Annotated in this window: 14 protein-coding genes and 1 tRNA gene; 12 read left to right on the forward strand and 3 right to left on the reverse strand. The window is 46.8% G+C overall.

Annotation, left to right across the window (positions count from 1 at the left end; translation table 11 throughout):
* Nucleotides 1-80: 80 nt before the first annotated feature.
* Nucleotides 81-152: transfer RNA gene (locus RBB45_RS22995), tRNA-Glu, on the forward strand.
* Nucleotides 153-226: 74 nt separating this feature from the next.
* On the opposite strand, the gene RBB45_RS23000 is transcribed toward RBB45_RS22995, so the two are convergent.
* Nucleotides 227-424: a hypothetical protein gene (locus RBB45_RS23000; RefSeq protein WP_022544318.1), complete on the reverse strand. Its 198-nt coding sequence runs from the start codon at nt 422-424 to the stop codon at nt 227-229.
* A 191-nt stretch (nt 425-615) separates the two neighbouring features.
* Here RBB45_RS23000 and glgB point away from each other — a divergent pair, with 191 nt between their 5' ends.
* The 5 genes from glgB to RBB45_RS23025 are packed head-to-tail and all read left to right on the forward strand — an operon-like array spanning nt 616 to nt 8,546.
* The gene (glgB, locus tag RBB45_RS23005; RefSeq protein ID WP_101552943.1) at nt 616-2,562 is read left to right on the forward strand and encodes a 1,4-alpha-glucan branching protein GlgB; all 1,947 of its coding nucleotides are present in this window, start codon (nt 616-618) and stop codon (nt 2,560-2,562) included.
* A complete protein-coding gene (locus RBB45_RS23010; RefSeq protein WP_022544316.1) occupies nt 2,504-3,649 on the forward strand; it encodes a glucose-1-phosphate adenylyltransferase in 1,146 nt (381 codons plus the stop codon). The genes glgB and RBB45_RS23010 overlap by 59 nt, the downstream gene beginning before the upstream one ends.
* Before the next feature lie 25 nt (nt 3,650-3,674).
* A complete protein-coding gene (locus RBB45_RS23015; protein ID WP_022544315.1) occupies nt 3,675-4,703 on the forward strand; it encodes a GlgC family sugar phosphate nucleotidyltransferase in 1,029 nt (342 codons plus the stop codon).
* Nucleotides 4,700-6,136, forward strand: a complete 1,437-nt coding sequence (glgA, locus tag RBB45_RS23020; RefSeq protein ID WP_101552945.1) for a glycogen synthase GlgA — start codon at nt 4,700-4,702, stop codon at nt 6,134-6,136. The genes RBB45_RS23015 and glgA overlap by 4 nt, the downstream gene beginning before the upstream one ends.
* A 4-nt stretch (nt 6,137-6,140) precedes the next feature.
* The gene (locus RBB45_RS23025; RefSeq protein ID WP_009795320.1) at nt 6,141-8,546 is read left to right on the forward strand and encodes a glycogen/starch/alpha-glucan phosphorylase; all 2,406 of its coding nucleotides are present in this window, start codon (nt 6,141-6,143) and stop codon (nt 8,544-8,546) included.
* A 63-nt stretch (nt 8,547-8,609) separates the two neighbouring features.
* Here RBB45_RS23025 and RBB45_RS23030 read toward each other — a convergent pair whose 3' ends face one another.
* Together RBB45_RS23030 and RBB45_RS23035 are read right to left on the reverse strand one after the other, a co-directional pair.
* Nucleotides 8,610-9,368 carry a TraR/DksA C4-type zinc finger protein gene (locus tag RBB45_RS23030; protein WP_009795318.1) on the reverse strand — a complete coding sequence of 253 codons (759 nt, stop codon included), beginning with the start codon at nt 9,366-9,368 and terminating at the stop codon, nt 8,610-8,612.
* Nucleotides 9,369-9,553: 185 nt separating this feature from the next.
* Entirely contained in the window at nt 9,554-10,486 is a 933-nt protein-coding gene (locus tag RBB45_RS23035; protein ID WP_148951178.1) for a 1,4-dihydroxy-2-naphthoate polyprenyltransferase, read from the reverse strand.
* Between the two features lie 355 nt (nt 10,487-10,841).
* Here RBB45_RS23035 and RBB45_RS23040 point away from each other — a divergent pair, with 355 nt between their 5' ends.
* The 6 genes from RBB45_RS23040 to menC all read left to right on the forward strand — a co-directional run bounded on the left by RBB45_RS23040 (nt 10,842) and on the right by menC (nt 18,327).
* A complete protein-coding gene (locus RBB45_RS23040; protein ID WP_009795315.1) occupies nt 10,842-12,248 on the forward strand; it encodes an isochorismate synthase in 1,407 nt (468 codons plus the stop codon).
* The gene (gene menD, locus RBB45_RS23045) at nt 12,245-13,993 is read left to right on the forward strand and encodes a 2-succinyl-5-enolpyruvyl-6-hydroxy-3-cyclohexene-1-carboxylic-acid synthase (RefSeq protein ID WP_101552952.1); all 1,749 of its coding nucleotides are present in this window, start codon (nt 12,245-12,247) and stop codon (nt 13,991-13,993) included. The genes RBB45_RS23040 and menD overlap by 4 nt, the downstream gene beginning before the upstream one ends.
* 2 nt (nt 13,994-13,995) lie before the next feature.
* Nucleotides 13,996-14,805 (forward strand): 2-succinyl-6-hydroxy-2,4-cyclohexadiene-1-carboxylate synthase, encoded by an 810-nt coding sequence (menH, locus tag RBB45_RS23050; protein WP_253618244.1) that lies wholly within the window; start codon nt 13,996-13,998, stop codon nt 14,803-14,805.
* Nucleotides 14,806-14,821: 16 nt separating this feature from the next.
* Nucleotides 14,822-15,640, forward strand: a complete 819-nt coding sequence (gene menB / locus RBB45_RS23055; protein WP_009795312.1) for a 1,4-dihydroxy-2-naphthoyl-CoA synthase — start codon at nt 14,822-14,824, stop codon at nt 15,638-15,640.
* A gap of 93 nt (nt 15,641-15,733) precedes the next feature.
* Nucleotides 15,734-17,221 (forward strand): o-succinylbenzoate--CoA ligase, encoded by a 1,488-nt coding sequence (locus RBB45_RS23060; protein WP_306010399.1) that lies wholly within the window; start codon nt 15,734-15,736, stop codon nt 17,219-17,221.
* Nucleotides 17,218-18,327: an o-succinylbenzoate synthase gene (gene menC, locus RBB45_RS23065; protein ID WP_306010400.1), complete on the forward strand. Its 1,110-nt coding sequence runs from the start codon at nt 17,218-17,220 to the stop codon at nt 18,325-18,327. Before RBB45_RS23060 ends, menC begins: the two co-directional genes overlap by 4 nt.
* Nucleotides 18,328-18,945: the final 618 nt, after the last annotated feature.

Genomic DNA, 18,945 nt, shown 5'->3' on the forward strand with positions numbered 1-18,945 from the left:
GTGGCTGAAGAGGCGCCCCTGCTAAGGGTGTAGGTCGGGCAACCGGCGCGAGGGTTCAAATCCCTCCTTCTCCGCCATAAGGCCCCTTGGTCAAGCGGTTAAGACACCGCCCTTTCACGGCGGTAACACGGGTTCGAATCCCGTAGGGGTCATACAAAAAAGCTGTCAGCATCATGCTGGCAGCTTTTTTGTATGCATTATTTTCTTTTAAGCATTTGCTTGATGCTTAATCTGGAAGCTCTTCATTGTTTTGCAGCCGGTTTCCCGGATTATTTAGATCTATATCCGAAACAACTCCTGTATAAGGCCCCCGGAACATATCTCCTGTCGCCAGGATTTTTCCATCTGCAGGACCGAACAGCGGCAGTTTTTCTTCAGCAGCCTCTCTCTCCCGCAGGAGAAATTCTTCTTCCTGATTTGCCATCTTCATTCCACCCTTCATAAAAACATATGCTTATTATAGGCAATTCCCGCTAGAACCATTTCTATTTTACAAAAATAATCGAATTATAAGAGAAAATATCGAAAAATTTAATTTATTTTTACAAGGTATTTTTACATTGAACACGAATATAAAAAAGAATGTCAATGAACTAAAATCTGTTGGAAAGAAGGATGGCTGTGAAAACGATGTTACCCACCGACTATCAGATGCATTTATTTCATGAAGGCACCCTTTTTGACAGCCACCGTCTTTTTGGTGCCCACGTAATATTTGAAGATGGCAAGACCCTAACCAGGTTCGCTGTATGGGCTCCTAACGCCAAGGAAGTCAGGGTTGTAGGGGACTTTAACAGCTGGAATGGGGATGATTTCAAATTACATAGAATGAATAATGAAGGGGTATGGCACATAGTAATTGAGAAGGATTTGGCAGGCTGCCTCTATAAGTATGAAATATTGACACAAGAAGGCACCAGGCTGCACAAAGCTGATCCATATGCCTTCTATTCAGAGAAAAGGCCAGGCACAGCTTCAGTTGTATGGCCGCTTGAAGGCTATAAATGGAATGACCAGTCATGGCTGAAAGGAAGGATGAAGAAAAATACCTTTGCAGAACCGGCAGTCATCTATGAAATGCATGCCGGAACGTGGAAACGGAATAATGGCAACAGTCTGCTGAATTACAGGGAGCTGGCGGATGAAATTGTGCCTTATGTCCTTGAACATGGTTTCACACATGTAGAATTGCTCCCTCTTGTCGAGCATCCGCTCGATGCCTCCTGGGGCTATCAGGGGACAGGGTATTTTTCTCCGACCAGCCGGTATGGGAAGCCGCAGGATTTCATGTATTTTGTCGATCAATGCCACCAGCATAACATCGGTGTCATCCTGGACTGGGTTCCCGGCCACTTTTGCAAAGATGCCCATGGACTCTATAAATTCGACGGAACCCATCTCTTTGAATATAAGAACGAGAAGGATAGGGAGAATTATGTATGGGGCACTTCAAACTTTGACCTGGGCCGAAATGAAGTGCAGAGCTTTTTAATCTCCAATGCATTATTCTGGCTGGAAACCTATCATATAGACGGGTTCAGAATGGATGCAGTTTCTAATATTATTTATTGGCCCAATTCCCATGAACAGCATCAGAATCCGTATGGAATTGAATTCCTCCGCAAGCTCAACAGCACTATCAGGCAATATGATCCCTCCATTTTTTTAGCAGCTGAAGATTCATCCAATCTCCCTCAGGTGACCTCTCCTGCCCATTATGGCGGCCTGGGCTTTCATTACAAATGGAATATGGGCTGGATGAATGACGTACTGGCATATATGGAAACCAGTCCAGAGGCGAGGTCTGGAAAGCATGGCAATATTACATTTTCACTCTTATACGCTTTCAAGGAAAACTTTATATTGCCTCTCTCCCATGATGAAGTTGTACATGGAAAGAAGTCTCTCCTCAATAAAATGCCTGGAGATTATTGGAGAAAGTTTGCCCAGTTCCGGCTGCTCCTGGGCTATATGATGGCACATCCAGGTAAGAAACTGCTGTTTATGGGCTTTGAAATCGCCCAATTTTCAGAATGGAAAGATTCAGAAGAGCTTGACTGGAATCTGATGGATTATGAAATGCACCAGAAAGCAAACAGGTATACAAAGGATTTGATACGGCTTTACAGGAGGTCCAGGCCCCTATTTGAACTGGACCATGTCCAGGAAGGCTTTGAGTGGATTGATGCAGATAACCGGGAACAATCGATTTTCTCTTTCGTCCGCTTCAGTGCTGCCGAGGGTGAACACCTCATTGCAGTATGCAACTTTACAGCCGACCCGTATCGGAATTTCAGGATCGGAGTCCCGCATGCCGGAAGCTACAGGGAAATATTCAACAGCGATAAGGAAGAATATGGGGGATCCGGCTGGATCAACAAAAAAGTAGTCAAAACAGAAGAACTGGAATACCACGGCCGGCCTTATTCAATTCAAATGGCTATCCCGCCGTTTGGTATTACTATTCTGCGTCCTGTTAAACATAGAAAGGAGAGGAAAGGGAATGGCAAAGACAAAATGTGTGGCCATGCTGCTGGCAGGGGGAAAAGGATCAAGGCTTAACTCTCTGACTGAGAATCTTGCAAAGCCAGCTGTACCATTTGGAGGCAAATACAGGATCATTGATTTCACCTTGAGCAATTGCACAAATTCAGGGATTGATACAGTCGGGGTCCTGACCCAATATCAGCCTCTTGTACTTAATTCTTATATCGGCATAGGAAGCGCCTGGGATTTGGACAGAATGAACGGAGGGGTAACCGTTTTGCCGCCATATGCCGAATCTTCAGAGGTCAAGTGGTATACAGGCACGGCGAGCGCAATATTCCAAAATATAAACTATCTTAAACAGCATGAACCTGAGTATGTGCTCATCCTGTCAGGTGATCATATCTACAAAATGAATTATGACCTGATGCTTGATTATCACATTGAAAAGAACGCTGATGCTACCATTTCCGTCAAAGAAGTTCCCTGGGAGGAAGCCAGCCGCTTCGGAATCATGAATACGAACGATGATCTGAGCATTGCAGAGTTTGATGAGAAGCCGGAGAATCCGAGAAATAATATGGCTTCGATGGGAATTTATATATTTAAATGGGACGTACTTAAGGAGTATCTGGAACTGGACGATCTGGATAAGGACTCTTCACATGACTTCGGAAAGGATATTATTCCAAGGCTTCTGAATGACCGCAAAAGTCTCTATGCCTATCCTTTCAGCGGTTACTGGAAGGATGTGGGGACTGTGCAAAGTCTTTGGGAAGCCAATATGGACTTGCTGGATGACGATTGCCAGCTGGATCTGAATGACTATTCCTGGAGGATCTATTCTGTTAACCCCAACCATCCGCCGCAATATATCGCACCGATGGCGGAAGTGGATGAATCCATGATCAATGAAGGCTGTGTTATTGAGGGGGAAATTTATAAAACGGTCCTCTTTCAGGGAGTAGAGGTCAAAGCGGGTTCAATTATAAAAGAGTCGGTCATTATGCCGAATGCTGTCATCGGAAAAAATGTCTTTATTGAAAGAGCAATTGTTCCTTCTGATATGCACATACCGGACGGAACGGTTATCAGAGATGATGAAAATGAGGGTGAAATAATCCTTGTGACAGAGGAAATGATTAAGGAAATCCATTCATAGGAATATAAATCAGGAGGGGATATAGTTGAATAAGAGATTGCTGGGCGTTATAGATGCAACAACCTACCATGAAGGATTGGAAGAACTGATAGTCCACCGCTCTCTTGCGGCAGTGCCCTTTGCAGGCCGCTACCGGTTGATAGATTTTGTTCTCTCCAGCATGGTGAATTCAGGGATTGCCAGTGTGGCCATTTTCCCGAAATTTCAATACAGGTCACTGATGGACCATCTTGGATCAGGAAAGAACTGGGATTTGAACAGAAAGAGAGACGGCCTCTTTTTCTTTCCATCTCCGCTCCTTGATGGGCCTAGGCAGGGGGTAGGTTCCTTCAATCATTTTGCAGCCAACCTTGATTATTTCTACCGCAGCAATCAGGAATATTCTTTAATAGCAAATTGCTACACTGTTCTTAATATGGACTTTCGGCCGGCCCTTGAGAGGCATATCCAATCCGGATGTGACATTACGGAACTCAGGCATAACGGAAAATCCCTTGAAATGTATCTTGTGAAAACTTCCCAGCTGATCGAATTCATCGAAAACAGAAATGAAACAGGCTATTCCTGTATGAGCGATATAGCAGCCGACCTGAACCATGTTTATAAGGTCTGTGCGTACGAATATACAGGGCATGTTGCGAGGATCGACTCGATTGAAAGCTACTATCTGGCAAGCATGAGCATGCTTGAGCCCGAAACCTTCAACAAGCTGTTCCGTAAAGATCAGCCAGTTTATACAAAGGTAAAGGATGAGCCGCCTGCGAGGTACCTGAAAGGCGCAGGGGTGAAGAACAGCATGGTGGCAAACGGATGCCTTATAGAGGGAACGGTTGAAAACAGCATCATCTCCAGGGCTGTCAGGATTGGAAAAGGATCAGTTGTGAAAAATTGCATCATTATGCAAAAATGCCAGATCGGAGAAAACTGTATATTGGATTCAGTCATCATCGACAAAGATGTCAGAATTGAATCAGGGACTGTCATGGAAGGTTCTCCTGTGCAGCCAATCGTAATCCGGAAAGGAACTATACAAGGGGCGCTGATGAATTCATGAAAGTCTTATTCGCTGTATCTGAATGTGTGCCATTCGTTAAATCAGGGGGGCTTGCCGATGTGGCAGGCTCCTTGCCGAAAGAATTGAAAAAGCTGGGAACGGACGTAAGAATCATTCTGCCAAAGTATGGGAGCATACCGGAAACTTATAAGAAGAAAATGAAAAAGGTCAGGGAGTTCAGCGTTTCCGTGGGCTGGCGAAACCAGTACTGCGGAATCGAAGAGCTTGTCCATGACGGTGTCATTTTTTATTTTGTCGATAACGAGTATTATTTTTTACGTGACCAGCTTTACGGATATTTTGATGATGGAGAAAGATTTGCTTACTTCAGCAGGGCTGTCCTGGAAAGCATGAGAGAGCTTGATTTCTATCCTGATATTATTCATTGCCATGACTGGCATACAGGCATGGTCCCCTTCTTGCTGAGTGTCCAATACAGACACATAAAGGAATATGCTTCTATAAAAAGCGTATTTACCATTCATAATCTTCAGTTCCAGGGCATCATGCCAAAAGAGGCGCTAGGTGACTTATTTGGCCTTGAAGAGTTTTGTTTTAATGCAGAGCAGCTCGAATTTTATGGCTGCATCAATTTTATGAAGGCGGCCCTTACATCTGCCGATAAAATAACAACCGTCAGTCCTACCTATAAAGCTGAAATTCAGAATGAATATTATGGAGAGAAGCTTGATGGGCTGCTTAGGATGCGGGACGGTGACCTGGCCGGCATACTTAATGGGATTGATGCTGATTTTTATGATCCGGAAAATGATCCGATGATTGCTGCGCCGTATAATGTGAATCTATTAACAAATAAAGGCAAAAATAAACGCAGCCTTCAAAAGATGGCCGGCCTCCCGGAACACCCGGAAGTACCCATTATTGCAATGATTACAAGACTGACAAGCCAAAAAGGCCTTGATCTTGTAAAGTGTGTCTTTCAAGAGCTGATGTCAGCGGAGGTACAATTCATTGTCCTTGGCACCGGAGAAGAGGAATTTGAACAATTCTTCGCCGGAATGGAGCAGGAATATCCGGAAAAGGTGAGAGCGTATCTACGCTTTAATGAGGATTTGGCCCATAAAATATACGCAGGCGCAGATTTATTCCTGATGCCTTCAAAGTTTGAACCATGCGGCCTCGGACAGCTGATCGCCATGAGGTACGGGACGTTACCGATTGTCAGGGAGACGGGGGGATTAAACGATACAGTCCATTCATATAATGGGGAGGCAGGAGAAGGAAACGGCTTCTCCTTTACTAATTTTAATGCCCACGATATGCTCTATACCATTAACCGGGCCATTTACTATTATAGCCGGAAAGAAGAGTGGAAAGAGCTGGTCAAGAGGACGATGAGCCTGGATTACAGCTGGGCCCAGTCTGCGTTCAAGTACAGCAAGCTTTACGAAGGGCTTGTTTCAGGGGAGTGAGAGGATGTTTTCGGATAAGGAAGAGTTCAAGGAGGTCTTTTTGACAAGGCTTGAAATGACCAGCGGGAAAAGCTTTCCTGACAGCACGAAGCGCGATCAGTACCAGACCCTCGGACATATGGTGAGGGAATATGTCAGTATGAACTGGATCAACACAAATGAGCGCAGCAGGATGATCAAGCAAAAACAGGTCTATTATTTATCCATTGAATTCCTTCTTGGACGGCTGCTGCGCAATAATCTGCTTAATCTCGGCATTCATAAAGTCGTTGAGGAGGGGCTGCAGGACCTTGGCATTGAACTGGGCGATCTTGAAGAGTCAGAGCCCGATGCGGGCCTGGGGAACGGGGGGCTTGGCAGGCTTGCGGCCTGTTTCCTTGATTCCCTTGCATCGCTCGATCTGCCAGGGCATGGGTGCGGTATACGCTATAAGCATGGGCTTTTTGAGCAGAAGATTGTCGACGGATATCAGGTCGAGCTGCCGGAACAGTGGCTGAGGCACGGAAACGTCTGGGAAATAAGAAAGGCTGATTCTGCAGTGGAAATCCCTTTTTGGGGAAGAGTGGAATGCAGCGAGGAGGAAGGCAGGCTGGTTTTCAGGCATCTGCCTGGTGAAACGGTTACTGCAGTTCCGTATGATATGCCGGTTGCAGGGTACCAAACTGAGACAGTCAATACATTGAGGCTCTGGAGTGCAGAGCCTTCTCCTTTTCCTCAGCATAAAAATATTATGCAATACAAAAGGGAAACTGAGCTGATTTCGGAATTCCTGTATCCGGATGACACACATGATGAAGGGAAAATCCTCCGTCTTAAGCAGCAGTATTTTCTTGTATCAGCGAGTATCCGGTCGATTATAGAGTCCTTTAAAAAGCAGCATGGAAATATGAAGGATTTTAATCAGTTTATCAGCATCCATATAAATGATACCCATCCGGTGCTTGCGATTCCGGAATTGATGAGAATTCTTGTAGATGAAGAAAAGATGGCCTGGGAGGAAGCGTGGGATATTACGGTTTCAACCATTTCCTATACAAATCATACGACGCTTTCCGAAGCATTGGAAAAATGGCCGATCCGTCTATTTCAGCCTCTTCTTCCGAGAATCTTTATGATTGCGGAAGAAATCAACAAGCGGTTCTGCCTGAAGCTGGAGGAAAAGTACCCCGGTGATTGGGAGCGGATCCGGTCAATGGCCATCATCTCCGATGGAGAAGTGAAAATGGCGCATCTGGCCCTTGCCGGAAGCCACAGTGTCAATGGAGTGGCGGCTCTTCATACAGAAATTCTTAAACACAGAGAAATGAAACAGTTTTACGAATTGTATCCCGAAAAATTCAACAATAAAACCAATGGCATTACACACAGACGGTGGCTGCTGAATTCCAACCCCCGCCTTGCGGGCCTGATCTCAGAAGCCATCGGTCCCGGCTGGATAAAGGAGCCCCAGCGCTTGGGAGAGATGGCCAAATTTGCTGAAGACAGCAGTATGCTCCTGGAGCTTGAGCTGATCAAAGAGGAAAACAAACAAAGGCTTGCCCGCCGGGTCAAGCAGCAGACAGGCCTTTCCATTGATACGTCATCTATTTTTGATATCCAGGTAAAGAGGCTTCATGCCTATAAAAGGCAGCTGTTGAATGTGCTTCATATTATGCATATGTATAATAGGATAAAAGAGGGGGATTCCCACATTCAGCCCCGGACTTTCATATTCGGTGCTAAGGCGTCTCCAGGCTATTATTATGCGAAAAAGATCATCAAACTCATCAATACAGTTGCTGAAAAAGTGAATAATGACCCGGCAGCGAATAAGCTGATTAAAGTCGTATTTCTTGAAAATTACCGGGTATCCCTTGCCGAAGAAATTTTCCCTGCTGCAGATATCAGTGAACAGATTTCCACCGCCAGCAAGGAGGCATCAGGAACGGGCAATATGAAATTTATGATGAATGGGGCACTGACCGTCGGTACTTTGGACGGCGCCAATGTAGAGATACTGGAGAGGGTTGGGGAAGAGAATATTTTCATTTTCGGGCTGGCTGCCGAAGAAGTTCTCCGTTATCAGCAGAATGGTGAATACCGGTCAATGGACTATTATCATCTTGATAAAAGGATCAGCACCATCATCAATCAGCTGACCAATGGATTTTTCCCTTATGCCGGAGATGAATTTGAAAGCATCGCGGATTCGCTGCTGATGCATAACGATCAATATTTTGTCCTCCGCGACTTCGATTCCTATGCAGCCATACAGAAACAGGCAGCTAATGCGTATGGAGACAGGCTTGGCTGGCAGCGGAAAAGCCTGATGAATATAGCCGCATCAGGTCATTTCTCCAGCGACCGGACCATTCGTGAATATGCCGAAGAAATTTGGCATATCCAGCCTGCAGCAAGCCATTCTAAATAAATTTTGCAGACGAAGCAAAAGGCCTGGTTACCCCCAGGCCTTTTGTTTGCCGTTTTTCAGCTGTCATTTGTTTTCCTTATCCTCCAGATAGCTGTCCCCTTTTTTATAAGGGACCTTGCCGAACGGCGCATCCAGATTTTCATCTTCCAATTCCTGCTGGTATTGCTCTTCAGTATCCGAGCGGACAACCCTTCGATTTTTCCCTTCTATATCAGTCGCACTGAAGGTTTCATATTCTTCTGTGAATCCTTCATCATTATGATCCGTATCATACAGACTGTTATAATCCTTATGCTGACCGTTGAAATCGGACGGTGTTTCGGAGGTGCCATAGCTGGCAGCCTGTTCAAAGCTGTCCTGTTCATCATTAATGTCTTTGTAATCATCAAAATTAAAATGGTTGTCATGATTGGGACTCAGCACGTCTTCCTCTGCAGGCCGGTCTGATGCAGGATGCTGAGAAGGAGCATGGTCAACACAATATAAAGCCGTTGGGACTGCCTCAAGTCTTTCAAATGGAAGGTCCTTTCCACACTCCCTGCACTTTCCGTAAGTCCCATCCTCAATTGCCTGGAGGGCTTTGTTCACTTTATCCAATTCCTCGTTCTGATGCTCTTCGATTGCCTGATCTTTCTCTCTTTCAAAAAGCTCAGTGCCCGCATCACCGGGGTGGTTATCGTACATCGAAAGTTCACCGACTGTATCCCTTGCGCTTTCATTGTCAAAGCGGCTGTTCGTATCACTGTCCAGCTGTTCTTCAATGGTCTTCTTATCTTCTTCCAGCATAGACTTCAAATCGTTGATCTGATCCTTTGTAATCATTGTTCCACATCCTGTTCCATTAGTAGTATTTATTAGAATAAAAGGCCGTTTCCGGCTAAAGAGACAGTTGCATGCAGGCCTATTTGCCTTGCTTAGAAATTACCCTTTATTCAGCCAATGAAACATGGCGGGAAGACCTCAAAAAAAGCCCTCTGCACAGTGCAGAAGGCTATAATATCAATTTTTTACAGCAGATATCCCAGAAACAGGCCGACAGACAGCAGAAAACCGAAAATGGTGTTCGTCTGAGCGGTAGCCACCATGGCAGGCATCATTTGGGCCGGCTTTGTTTTGCCGATGAAGCCCTTTGTTGCCTTCACAGCCTTTGGGATACTGAGAGCGACAATGGCCAGCCACGGAGAGATATAGCCTGCAGCTATCATTACGAATATCCATATATAAGAAATGGTGAACATGATCCCAAGGAAGTATATTGCCTTGTCCCTGCCGAGCAGAATTGCCAGGGTCTTCCTGCCAAATTCCTTGTCTCCATCCAGATCCCTGATATTGTTGGCCATCAGGATCAGTCCGACGAGGATGAAAATAGGAACTGAAATCATCACACTAAGCGTGGTAACTGTGCCGGTCTGGATAAAGAAGGATATGAGGATGATCATCATACCCATGAAGAAGCCTGCTACAATTTCCCCAAATGGCGTATAGGCAATCGGGAAAGGGCCTCCAGTATACAAATAGCCGGCTGCCATACAGACAAGTCCTACCGCGGCAAGCCACCAGCTGCTGTTCATGCAGATATAAACGCCAAGGAGCAGCGCGATGAAGTAAAGGGCAAAGGCAAGCTGAATCACTGTCTTAGGTTTAATCCCTTCACGCACGATGGCGCCGCCAATCCCAATGGATTCAGCTGTATCAAGGCCGCGCTTAAAGTCAAAATATTCATTGAACATATTCGTAGCCGCCTGGATCAGAAGGCTGGCCACGAGCATGGCCAAGAAAAGGCTGAAGCTGATATCTGTTGTATCTATTGCCAAAGCAGTGCCCAGCAGGACGGGCACAAAAGCTGCCGTCAAGGTGTGCGGCCTGGTTAATTGCCACCAGACTCTCCATCCGCCCGATTTCATGGCAGGCGAAGGATCGGGATGCGTTTGTGGTTGCATTTTTGACTCTCCCCTTAATATATTCTTTGTATAACAAACCTTTATATTTTAGCTTAAAATCAGCTGCAGGTCAAAAATGTCCTGACATACTCAAGTTTAGCAAAGATCAATGGGGTGTCAATGGATTTTTGCATACTGCCGAGGCGGGAATTACCTGATTTTCCGCCTTTTTTCAGGCATCGTGCTGCCAAACATAAGATATGGAAGGAAAACGTGAAGAGCGGCTTTTATAATATTGATGATACATGCATCCTCAGGCCGATGTTGTTGACATCATATAATCATGAGGTGTATCTTAAAATAAGCTGAAAAACGAAAGAATAACAGCGGTTAAGCTGTTATTGGAGGGATTTTCTTGGTTACGATACAGGATACGGAACTTAAGGAAGGAATCCTGGAAGCAATTAAAAGGGCCGGGGCTTTTTCGGAGCCTATCCTTGTCAGTGAAGTCCATAAACTGGACCATATTGACCCATTATCATTTTTTGCTTCAGGAAGACAGGCGTTTTTTGGTGAACGCTTTTACTGGAAAGATCCTTCGAATGAAACCATCCTAGCCGGTTTGGGAATATGCAAACTTATTCAGTCGGATATGGCTTCCGGCCGTTTTTCTCATGTAGAAAAAGAGTGGAAGCGCTTTATCCGCAATGCAGTCATATATAATGAATACTCTGCCGCCGCTGCAGGCCCTGCCCTGTTCGGGGGATTCTCTTTTGATCCGGAAAAGGAAAAGACCGCATTATGGTCCAAATATCCGGATTCTCTTTTTCATGTTCCGAGGTATTTGCTGACGCAGACTGGAGGACAAACATTCCTGACGACAAATGTTGTCTGCACGAAACATGATGATGTGTCGCTTGCTGAGAAAATCAGGGAAGAAAGGCGCCTCCTGCTCGAAGGGATTGGGGCATCTGTTCAGGAGGAGGAAAGCAGGCTTATCTCTGAAGAGGAAATTCACCCGCAGGAGTGGATGGATTCAGTCACTTCAGCGGTCGAAAATCTAAAGGCTGGAAAGCTTAAGAAAGTGGTGCTTGCAAGGGAACTCCGGCTTTCTTTTTCCGGGAAAATAAAAGCGGAGCAGGTACTGGGCAAGCTTCACAATGAACAGAATGAAAGCTTTATCTTTGCTTTTGAATCCCAAGGGGACTGTTTTATCGGGGCTTCCCCTGAACGGCTTGTTAAAAAGAAAGGAAAAAGCCTTTATTCGACCTGCCTTGCCGGGAGCATTCCGAGAGGAAAGACTCCTGCGGATGACCAGGCACTTGGGGAGGCATTATTATCGGATGAAAAAAATCTCATAGAACATCAGTATGTGGTTGAAATGATAAAAACGGCCATGGATGAAGCCTGCGAGGAGATTATAATTCCTTCAAAGCCCCGGCTAATGAAAATGAAGCATATCCAGCATTTGTACACACCAGTGGAGGGGATGACGAAAGAGGAAGCTTCATTGCTCCTGCTGGTTGACAAACTTCATCCGACCCCTGCACTCGGCGGACTGCCCAAGCAGGAAGCTGTGGATATGATCAGAGAGATTGAGGAACTTGACCGGGGCTATTATGCGGGGCCGCTGGGCTGGCTTGATTACAGCGGCAATGGAGAATTTGCTGTATCGATTCGTTCCGGCCTTCTTCAGGGAAATGAGGCTTCTTTATTTGCCGGATGCGGAATCGTGGAGAGTTCAAACGCTGAGAGCGAATTCATGGAAACCAAGATCAAATTCCGTCCTATGCGGTCAGCTCTGGGAGGACTAACAGAATGAATCATCAAGAAGCATTAACAACTTATATTGCTGCATTTGTCTCGGAGCTGGCCAAAACCGGTGTCCGGGACGTTGTTGTCAGCCCGGGATCCCGTTCTACGCCGATGGCCATGATTATGGCGGAACATCCGGAACTCAATGTGCATATTCACGTCGATGAGCGTTCGGCCGGCTTCTTTGCCCTCGGAATCGCCAAAGCATCAGGCAGACCGGCTGCACTGCTTTGTACTTCAGGGACAGCCGCGGCGAATTACTTTCCGGCTGTTGTTGAGGCAAAGATCTCGAGAGTCCCGCTCGTCGTCCTGACGGCAGACCGTCCTCATGAATTGAGGGATGTAGGAGCACCTCAGGCAATCGATCAGATCCACCTTTACGGCGGGCATGTTAAATGGTTTGCAGAAATGGCTCCGCCCGAGAGCTCAGATGAAATGATCAGATATGCCAGGACAGTATGTGCCAGGGCATATGCAGAGTCAGTGAAGGCCCCTGCCGGTCCTGTCCACCTCAACTTTCCTTTTCGCGAGCCCCTTATACCTAAGCTCGATGAAAATCTGTTCGAAAGCCGGGAAAGACCTGAGGGTTTTGTTTCCATCCAGCAGGGGGAGCTTGCTCTTCCGGATTCTGTTTTCAGAGAGATGGCAGACGACCTCTCATCCTTCCAAAAAGGCATCATCATTTGCGGACCCCATGAAGACAGCCGCTTTGCAGCTGAAGTGGTCAAGCTGGCAGAGACGCTGGATTTTCCGATTTTAGCGGATCCGCTCTCACAGCTGAGAAGCGGCAAGCATGATAAAGCGCTTGTTATTGACGGATATGACAGCTTCCTGAGGACAGATGCAGCGAAAGAAGCCCTGAATCCGGATGTGGTAATCCGCTTCGGATCGATGCCTGTCTCAAAGGCACTCACCATATTCTTAAAGGAAAACAAAGATAGCAGGCAAATTGTTGTCGATGGCGGTGCAGGCTGGCGTGACCCGTCCCTGCTTTCTTCAGAGATGGTCTATTGCAGTGAGGCCCTCTTTTGTGAGAAGGTACAAAGCTTTGCTGGTCGCAGGGAGCCTGGGGGCGAATATAGTGCGCTATGGAAAGAGGTTAATGAAAAAACGAAGCTGGTGCTTGCAGAGGCCGGCTCGGCCATAGAGATGAGCGAGGGGAAGCTGTTCCTCCAGCTTGCAGAACTACTGCCTGATGAGAGTACACTGTTTGTCGGAAACAGCATGCCGATCCGTGATCTCGACACCTTCTTCCATAATAATGACAAAAGCATTCGCGCGATGGGCAACAGGGGTGCTAACGGAATCGATGGAATCATTTCCACTGCACTGGGTGCCGGCTTATATTCTCAGCCGCTTTATCTGGTGCTGGGAGATTTGACATTTTTCCATGACCTTAATGGCCTGATTGCTTCAAAGCTCCACAATATCAATGTCCATATCCTGCTCATCAATAACAATGGCGGCGGTATATTCTCATTCCTGCCCCAGGCAGGCGAGAAAAAGAATTTTGAGCTCCTTTTTGGCACGCCTTTGGATTTAGATTTTGAGCATGCGGCAAAGCTTTACGGCGCGAAATACGACCGCGCTGAAACTTGGGAAGAATTTGAGCGTGCCATTAAAGAGGGCTATGGTGATCACAGCCTAAAGGTAACCGAAATAATGACAAACCGGGACAAAAACCTTGCTGAGCATCGAGAATTGTGGAATCGTGTTTCCCGGGAAATAAACCTGTTCCTAAAAGGAGAATAAGAATGAAATTTGTAAGCGGCGGAGGCTCCTACCATGTCGAAATAGAAGGCAGCGGTTTTCCTCTAATCCTGCTTCACGGGTTCACAGGCGACCGTTCCACCTGGGATCCATTTATTCCCTGCTGGAAATCAGAATACATGGTCATATCCATAGATATCGCCGGACACGGAGACACTGTTATGCCTGCTTCGGAAGAAAGCTATACTGTCACTGCAGCTGCCCGGATGATCCATGAGCTGATGGAATCGCTGCAGATACCAAAGGCCGATCTATTGGGCTACTCAATGGGCGGGCGTCTGGCTTTGTCATTTGCCGCCCTATATCCCGGCAAAGTCAGAAAGCTGATCCTTGAGAGTGCTTCGCCTGGATTAGAGACTGCTGAAGAAAGAAAGAATAGGCGTAATCAGGATGAGCGGCTTGGGGAATACATAAAAGAGAACGGAATTGAAGCATTCGTTGACTACTGGGAAAACATCCCTTTGTTCAAAACGCAGAAAATGCTGCCGGCTGATGTCCAAATGCAGATCAGGGTGCAGCGGCTTCAGAACAGCCCCGAAGGACTTGAATTCAGCCTGAGGGGGATGGGGACAGGGGCCCAGCCATCCTGGTGGGGCAAGCTCCCGCATATAAAGGCAGACACCCTTCTGGTCACAGGCTCTGAGGATATAAAATTCTGCACCCTGGCTGAAAGGATGTCCAAGCTGATTCCAGTATGCCAATGGGAGACTGTATTTGGAGCCGGACATGCAATACATGTGGAAGAACCAGAAAAGTTTGGTACAATAGTAAGTGAGTTTTTGCAGAAATTATAAAAAGGAGGATTCCGTTATGACTGTAGAATGGATTGCTGGACGCAATTATGAAGATATTTTATACGAAACTTACAACGGAATTGCTAAAATCACAATTAACAGGCCAGAAGTACATAATGCCTTCCGTCCGAAAACCGTAATGGAGCTGATTGATGCTTTTGCTTATGCGCGCGATGATGCAAGCGTAGGTGTTATCATCCTGACTGGTGCAGGGGAGAAAGCATTCTGTTCCGGCGGCGACCAAAAGGTCCGCGGGCACGGCGGATATGTGGGCGAAGATGAAATCCCGCGCTTGAATGTCCTGGATCTGCAGCGACTTATCCGTGTCATTCCAAAGCCTGTCATTGCGATGGTAAAAGGCTATGCAATCGGTGGAGGCCATGTCCTTCATATCGTATGTGACCTGACTATTGCTGCTGATAATGCGGTCTTCGGACAGACAGGCCCTAAAGTCGGAAGCTTTGATGCAGGGTACGGATCAGGCTATCTGGCAAGAATCGTCGGCCATAAGAAAGCACGCGAAATCTGGTTCTTATGCCGTCAATACGGCGCACAGGAAGCTCTTGATATGGGGCTTGTCAATACAGTTGTGCCGCTTGAAAAAGTGGAAGAAGAAACAATTCAGTGGTGCGAGGAAATCCTTGAGAAGAGCCCGACAGCCATCCGCTTCCTGAAAGCAGCGTTCAATGCAGACACAGACGGACTGGCTGGAATTCAGCAGTTCGCCGGGGATGCTACGCTTCTTTACTATACAACAGATGAAGCGAAGGAAGGCCGCGATGCGTTCAAAGAAAAGCGCAAGCCGGACTTTGGGCAATTCCCGCGTTTCCCTTGATTAATAGGATAATAAAAACAGCTTGATGGCAAACCATCAGGCTGTTTTTCTATGGCATTTTAAAACGCTGGATATGCAAGGAAGGTGAAGCCAATGGGTGAATTTCTCCCGCAATTTTTAAAGAAAAGAGCCGATTTAACACCGGACAGGCACGCCCTCTATTTTGAAGGAAATGCCTATACTTTCAAACAATTATACGATGCAGCCTCCCAGGTGGCCGGAAAGCTGGCTGGTGCAGGGGCAGTCAGGGGCTCATATACCGGGGTGCTCCTGAAAAATCATTCTGATTCTGTCTTCATCCTGCTTGCCCTTCAGCTATTGGGAGCCACAGCGGTTATCCTGAATAACCGGCTGACTGCTGAGGAGATCGGCTGGCAGCTGGCAGATTCCAATGCTACGCTTCTGATTACAGAGGCAGCATTTACAGATAAAGCCCGGGAGCTGTCACTGGATGGCTGCAGCTTGGTGATGAAGGAGGTGCTCGCTGAACAGCCTTCAGCTGCCATTATGGCGGTGGAGGAAGTTTCGCTGGATCAGGTGTGCACCATCATGTACACCTCCGGGACGACCGGACATCCGAAAGGAGTTCTTCAGACATATGGAAACCACTGGTGGAGTGCCTCGGGATCAGCCTTCAATCTTGGCGTCAGGGAAGATGACTGCTGGCTGTGCGCCGTCCCTTTATTCCATATCAGCGGCTACTCCATCCTGATGAGAAGCCTGATCTACGGAATCCCCGTCGTTCTGCACGGATCTTTCAGCGAGGAGCAGATCATCACGGACATTCGGGAGAAAAAGGTGACGATCATGTCTGTCGTCAGCACAATGCTTTCAAGGTTTGCTGCTTCAATTGGAGATAACGGGCTGCCATCTCATTTTCGCTGCATGCTTCTTGGCGGCGGACCCGCTGCGCGCGATCTGCTCGAAAAATGCACGGCAAAGGGTCTGCCAGTCTATCAAAGCTATGGCATGACTGAAACTTCATCCCAAATCGTGACACTTGCTCCTGAATACAGCTTCTCAAAGCTCGGTTCGGCCGGGAAGCCGTTATTTCCTTCCCAACTGAGAATCATGGAGGGAGACAGGGAAGCAGAAAGAGGCCAGGCTGGTGAAATTGCCGTTAAAGGACCTAATGTCACACCTGGATATTTGAACAGGGAAGCGGAGACGGCCAAGGCGATGAAGGACGGCTGGTTTTACACAGGAGATATCGGCATGCTTGATGAGGAAGGTTTTCTTTATGTACTTGACAGGAGATCCGACTTGATCATTTCCGGCGGGGAAAATATATACCCGGCAGAAATCGAGGGAGTGCTCACTTCACATCCTGCAGTTGCTGATGCAGGTGTCATCGGTGTGAAGGACCCGGATTGGGGAGAAGTGCCGGCTGCTTTCATCCAGACCATGAATGGTGCAGAACTGTCATCTCAAGAAATCGAGGAATTCTGCCTCGGAAGGCTGGCAAAGTATAAAGTACCGAAAGCCTGCTATTTCGTTGAAGAAATTCCGAGGAATGCATCGCGAAAAATTTTGCGAAGAGAGCTGCGCACCATGCTGGGGAAGGGCGGAGAAGAATCATGAATATAAAAAAGGCTGTATTGCATGTGATCAGCATGCAGCTGAAAAAGCCTTTTTCCACCCATCTTGGCACCGTCAGCAGCAGGGAAGCCATTATTATCGAGCTGATAGACAGGGACGGATTGAGCGGATTTGGAGAAGCGGTTGCTTTTTCTTCTCCTTGGTACACGGAAGAGACTGTCAGGACATGCTATCATGTCATCAAGGATTTTCTCATTCCTTTGCTGAAGGAGAATCCCGGCCTGAAGGCGGAAGATGCTCACATCCTGTTCAGCTCTGTGAGGCGAAACCAGATGGCAAAGGCGGGACTGGAGTCAGCATTATGGGACCTCCAGGCCAAACAGGAAGGAACGCCGCTCCATTCTCTGCTGGGAGGAACGAGAAGCATGATTGGCTCTGGTGTCGCTGTGGGTGCAAAAACCGTAAAGGAAAGTCTCCTGCAGATCGAAGGATTTCTTCAGCAAGGCTACAGGCGCATCAAGGTGAAAATCAGTCTGGAAAATGATCTGCAGCTGTTATCAGCTATCCGGAAAGAATATCCGGATATCGACCTGATGGCCGATGCCAATTCCGCTTATACGCTCAAGGATAAAGACAGGCTGAAGGCACTTGATGAATTCAGGCTGCTGATGATTGAACAGCCGCTTGCCCATGATGATATTATCGACCATAGTGTCCTGCAAAAAAGCATCAGCACCCCGATCTGCCTGGATGAAAGCATTGTCTCTTTCAGTGATGCGAGGAAGGCAGCTGAGCTTGGCAGCTGTAAAGTGATCAATATTAAACCCGGCCGGGTCGGCGGATTATCAGAGTCTAAGCAGATCCATGATTATTGCCTGCAGAATGGAATTCAGGTATGGTGCGGCGGCATGATTGAATTCGGCGTTTCAAGGGCCCATAATATCGCTCTCGCTTCACTGCCGGGTTTTGAGATACCAGGGGACATATCAGGCTCTGAGCGCTACTGGGAACAAGATATCATCACGCCCGGAGTCACTGTGGAGGATGGTTTTATAAATGTTCCTGAGGGGCCGGGAATAGGCTTTGAAATAAACAGGCGCAGGCTGGCGGAAGTGACATTGAAGAAAGAAGCTGTGTCATTCGTTTAAACCTCAAAAAACAGGCACTTGCTTAATAGCAGTGTCTGTTTTAAATATAAGGCTCTGTTAAGGTCTGTTGTTGATTTTTTGATTGGATGGAAAGATAAAAAAGGAAGTCTTATCCTTATTTGAGTGACCATAGAGCCTTAAAATAAGCGGAGATTTTCCGGTTAGGATGCTTAATATGGCACTGGTGGGTGTAAATAAGCGGAGAATTTCCGGTTATGGTGAGCGAAGTTGCCCACTTTCCTGTTTTTTGATCCGATAGCCGTAATTTCTCCGTCTATTTAAGCTATTTTTAGAGATTTTTTGAATTTAGGGGGAATTCTTCCGCTTATTTTTCAACCTATCACCGGTTCCCTTATTCAGGTCCGGGAAGTCGCCCTTTTTTGGCTGGGCGGGGATTGCCCTTTTATAGATTTTGATTATAGGGCGGGTCAGTTTAACGCAAATATTAAAAAATAGAACTCCCGCAAATCAGGAATTGAACTTTGAATATAAAGGAATATTCACCGCAAGGTTATATATTAATACACTCCCCAATTCCTTTAGTCTGCTCCCCATTTTATCCTCAAACAACTCATGTTTACCATAACCCGGCATAGTGAATGAGAATAATATAGATAA

The organism is Bacillus sp. MMSF_3328 (assembly GCF_030733525.1).
Taxonomy (GTDB): domain Bacteria; phylum Bacillota; class Bacilli; order Bacillales; family Cytobacillaceae; genus Bacillus_AB; species Bacillus_AB infantis.

Coding starts and splice junctions, on each gene's coding strand:
- RBB45_RS23000 (WP_022544318.1), bottom strand. CDS start 424: ATGGCAAATCAGGAAGAAGAATTTCTCCTGCGGGAGAGAGAGGCTGCT.
- glgB (WP_101552943.1), top strand. CDS start 616: ATGGCTGTGAAAACGATGTTACCCACCGACTATCAGATGCATTTATTT.
- RBB45_RS23010 (WP_022544316.1), top strand. CDS start 2,504: ATGGCAAAGACAAAATGTGTGGCCATGCTGCTGGCAGGGGGAAAAGGA.
- glgA (WP_101552945.1), top strand. CDS start 4,700: ATGAAAGTCTTATTCGCTGTATCTGAATGTGTGCCATTCGTTAAATCA.
- RBB45_RS23025 (WP_009795320.1), top strand. CDS start 6,141: ATGTTTTCGGATAAGGAAGAGTTCAAGGAGGTCTTTTTGACAAGGCTT.
- RBB45_RS23030 (WP_009795318.1), bottom strand. CDS start 9,368: ATGATTACAAAGGATCAGATCAACGATTTGAAGTCTATGCTGGAAGAA.
- RBB45_RS23035 (WP_148951178.1), bottom strand. CDS start 10,486: ATGCAACCACAAACGCATCCCGATCCTTCGCCTGCCATGAAATCGGGC.
- menD (WP_101552952.1), top strand. CDS start 12,245: ATGAATCATCAAGAAGCATTAACAACTTATATTGCTGCATTTGTCTCG.
- menH (WP_253618244.1), top strand. CDS start 13,996: ATGAAATTTGTAAGCGGCGGAGGCTCCTACCATGTCGAAATAGAAGGC.
- menB (WP_009795312.1), top strand. CDS start 14,822: ATGACTGTAGAATGGATTGCTGGACGCAATTATGAAGATATTTTATAC.
- RBB45_RS23060 (WP_306010399.1), top strand. CDS start 15,734: ATGGGTGAATTTCTCCCGCAATTTTTAAAGAAAAGAGCCGATTTAACA.
- menC (WP_306010400.1), top strand. CDS start 17,218: ATGAATATAAAAAAGGCTGTATTGCATGTGATCAGCATGCAGCTGAAA.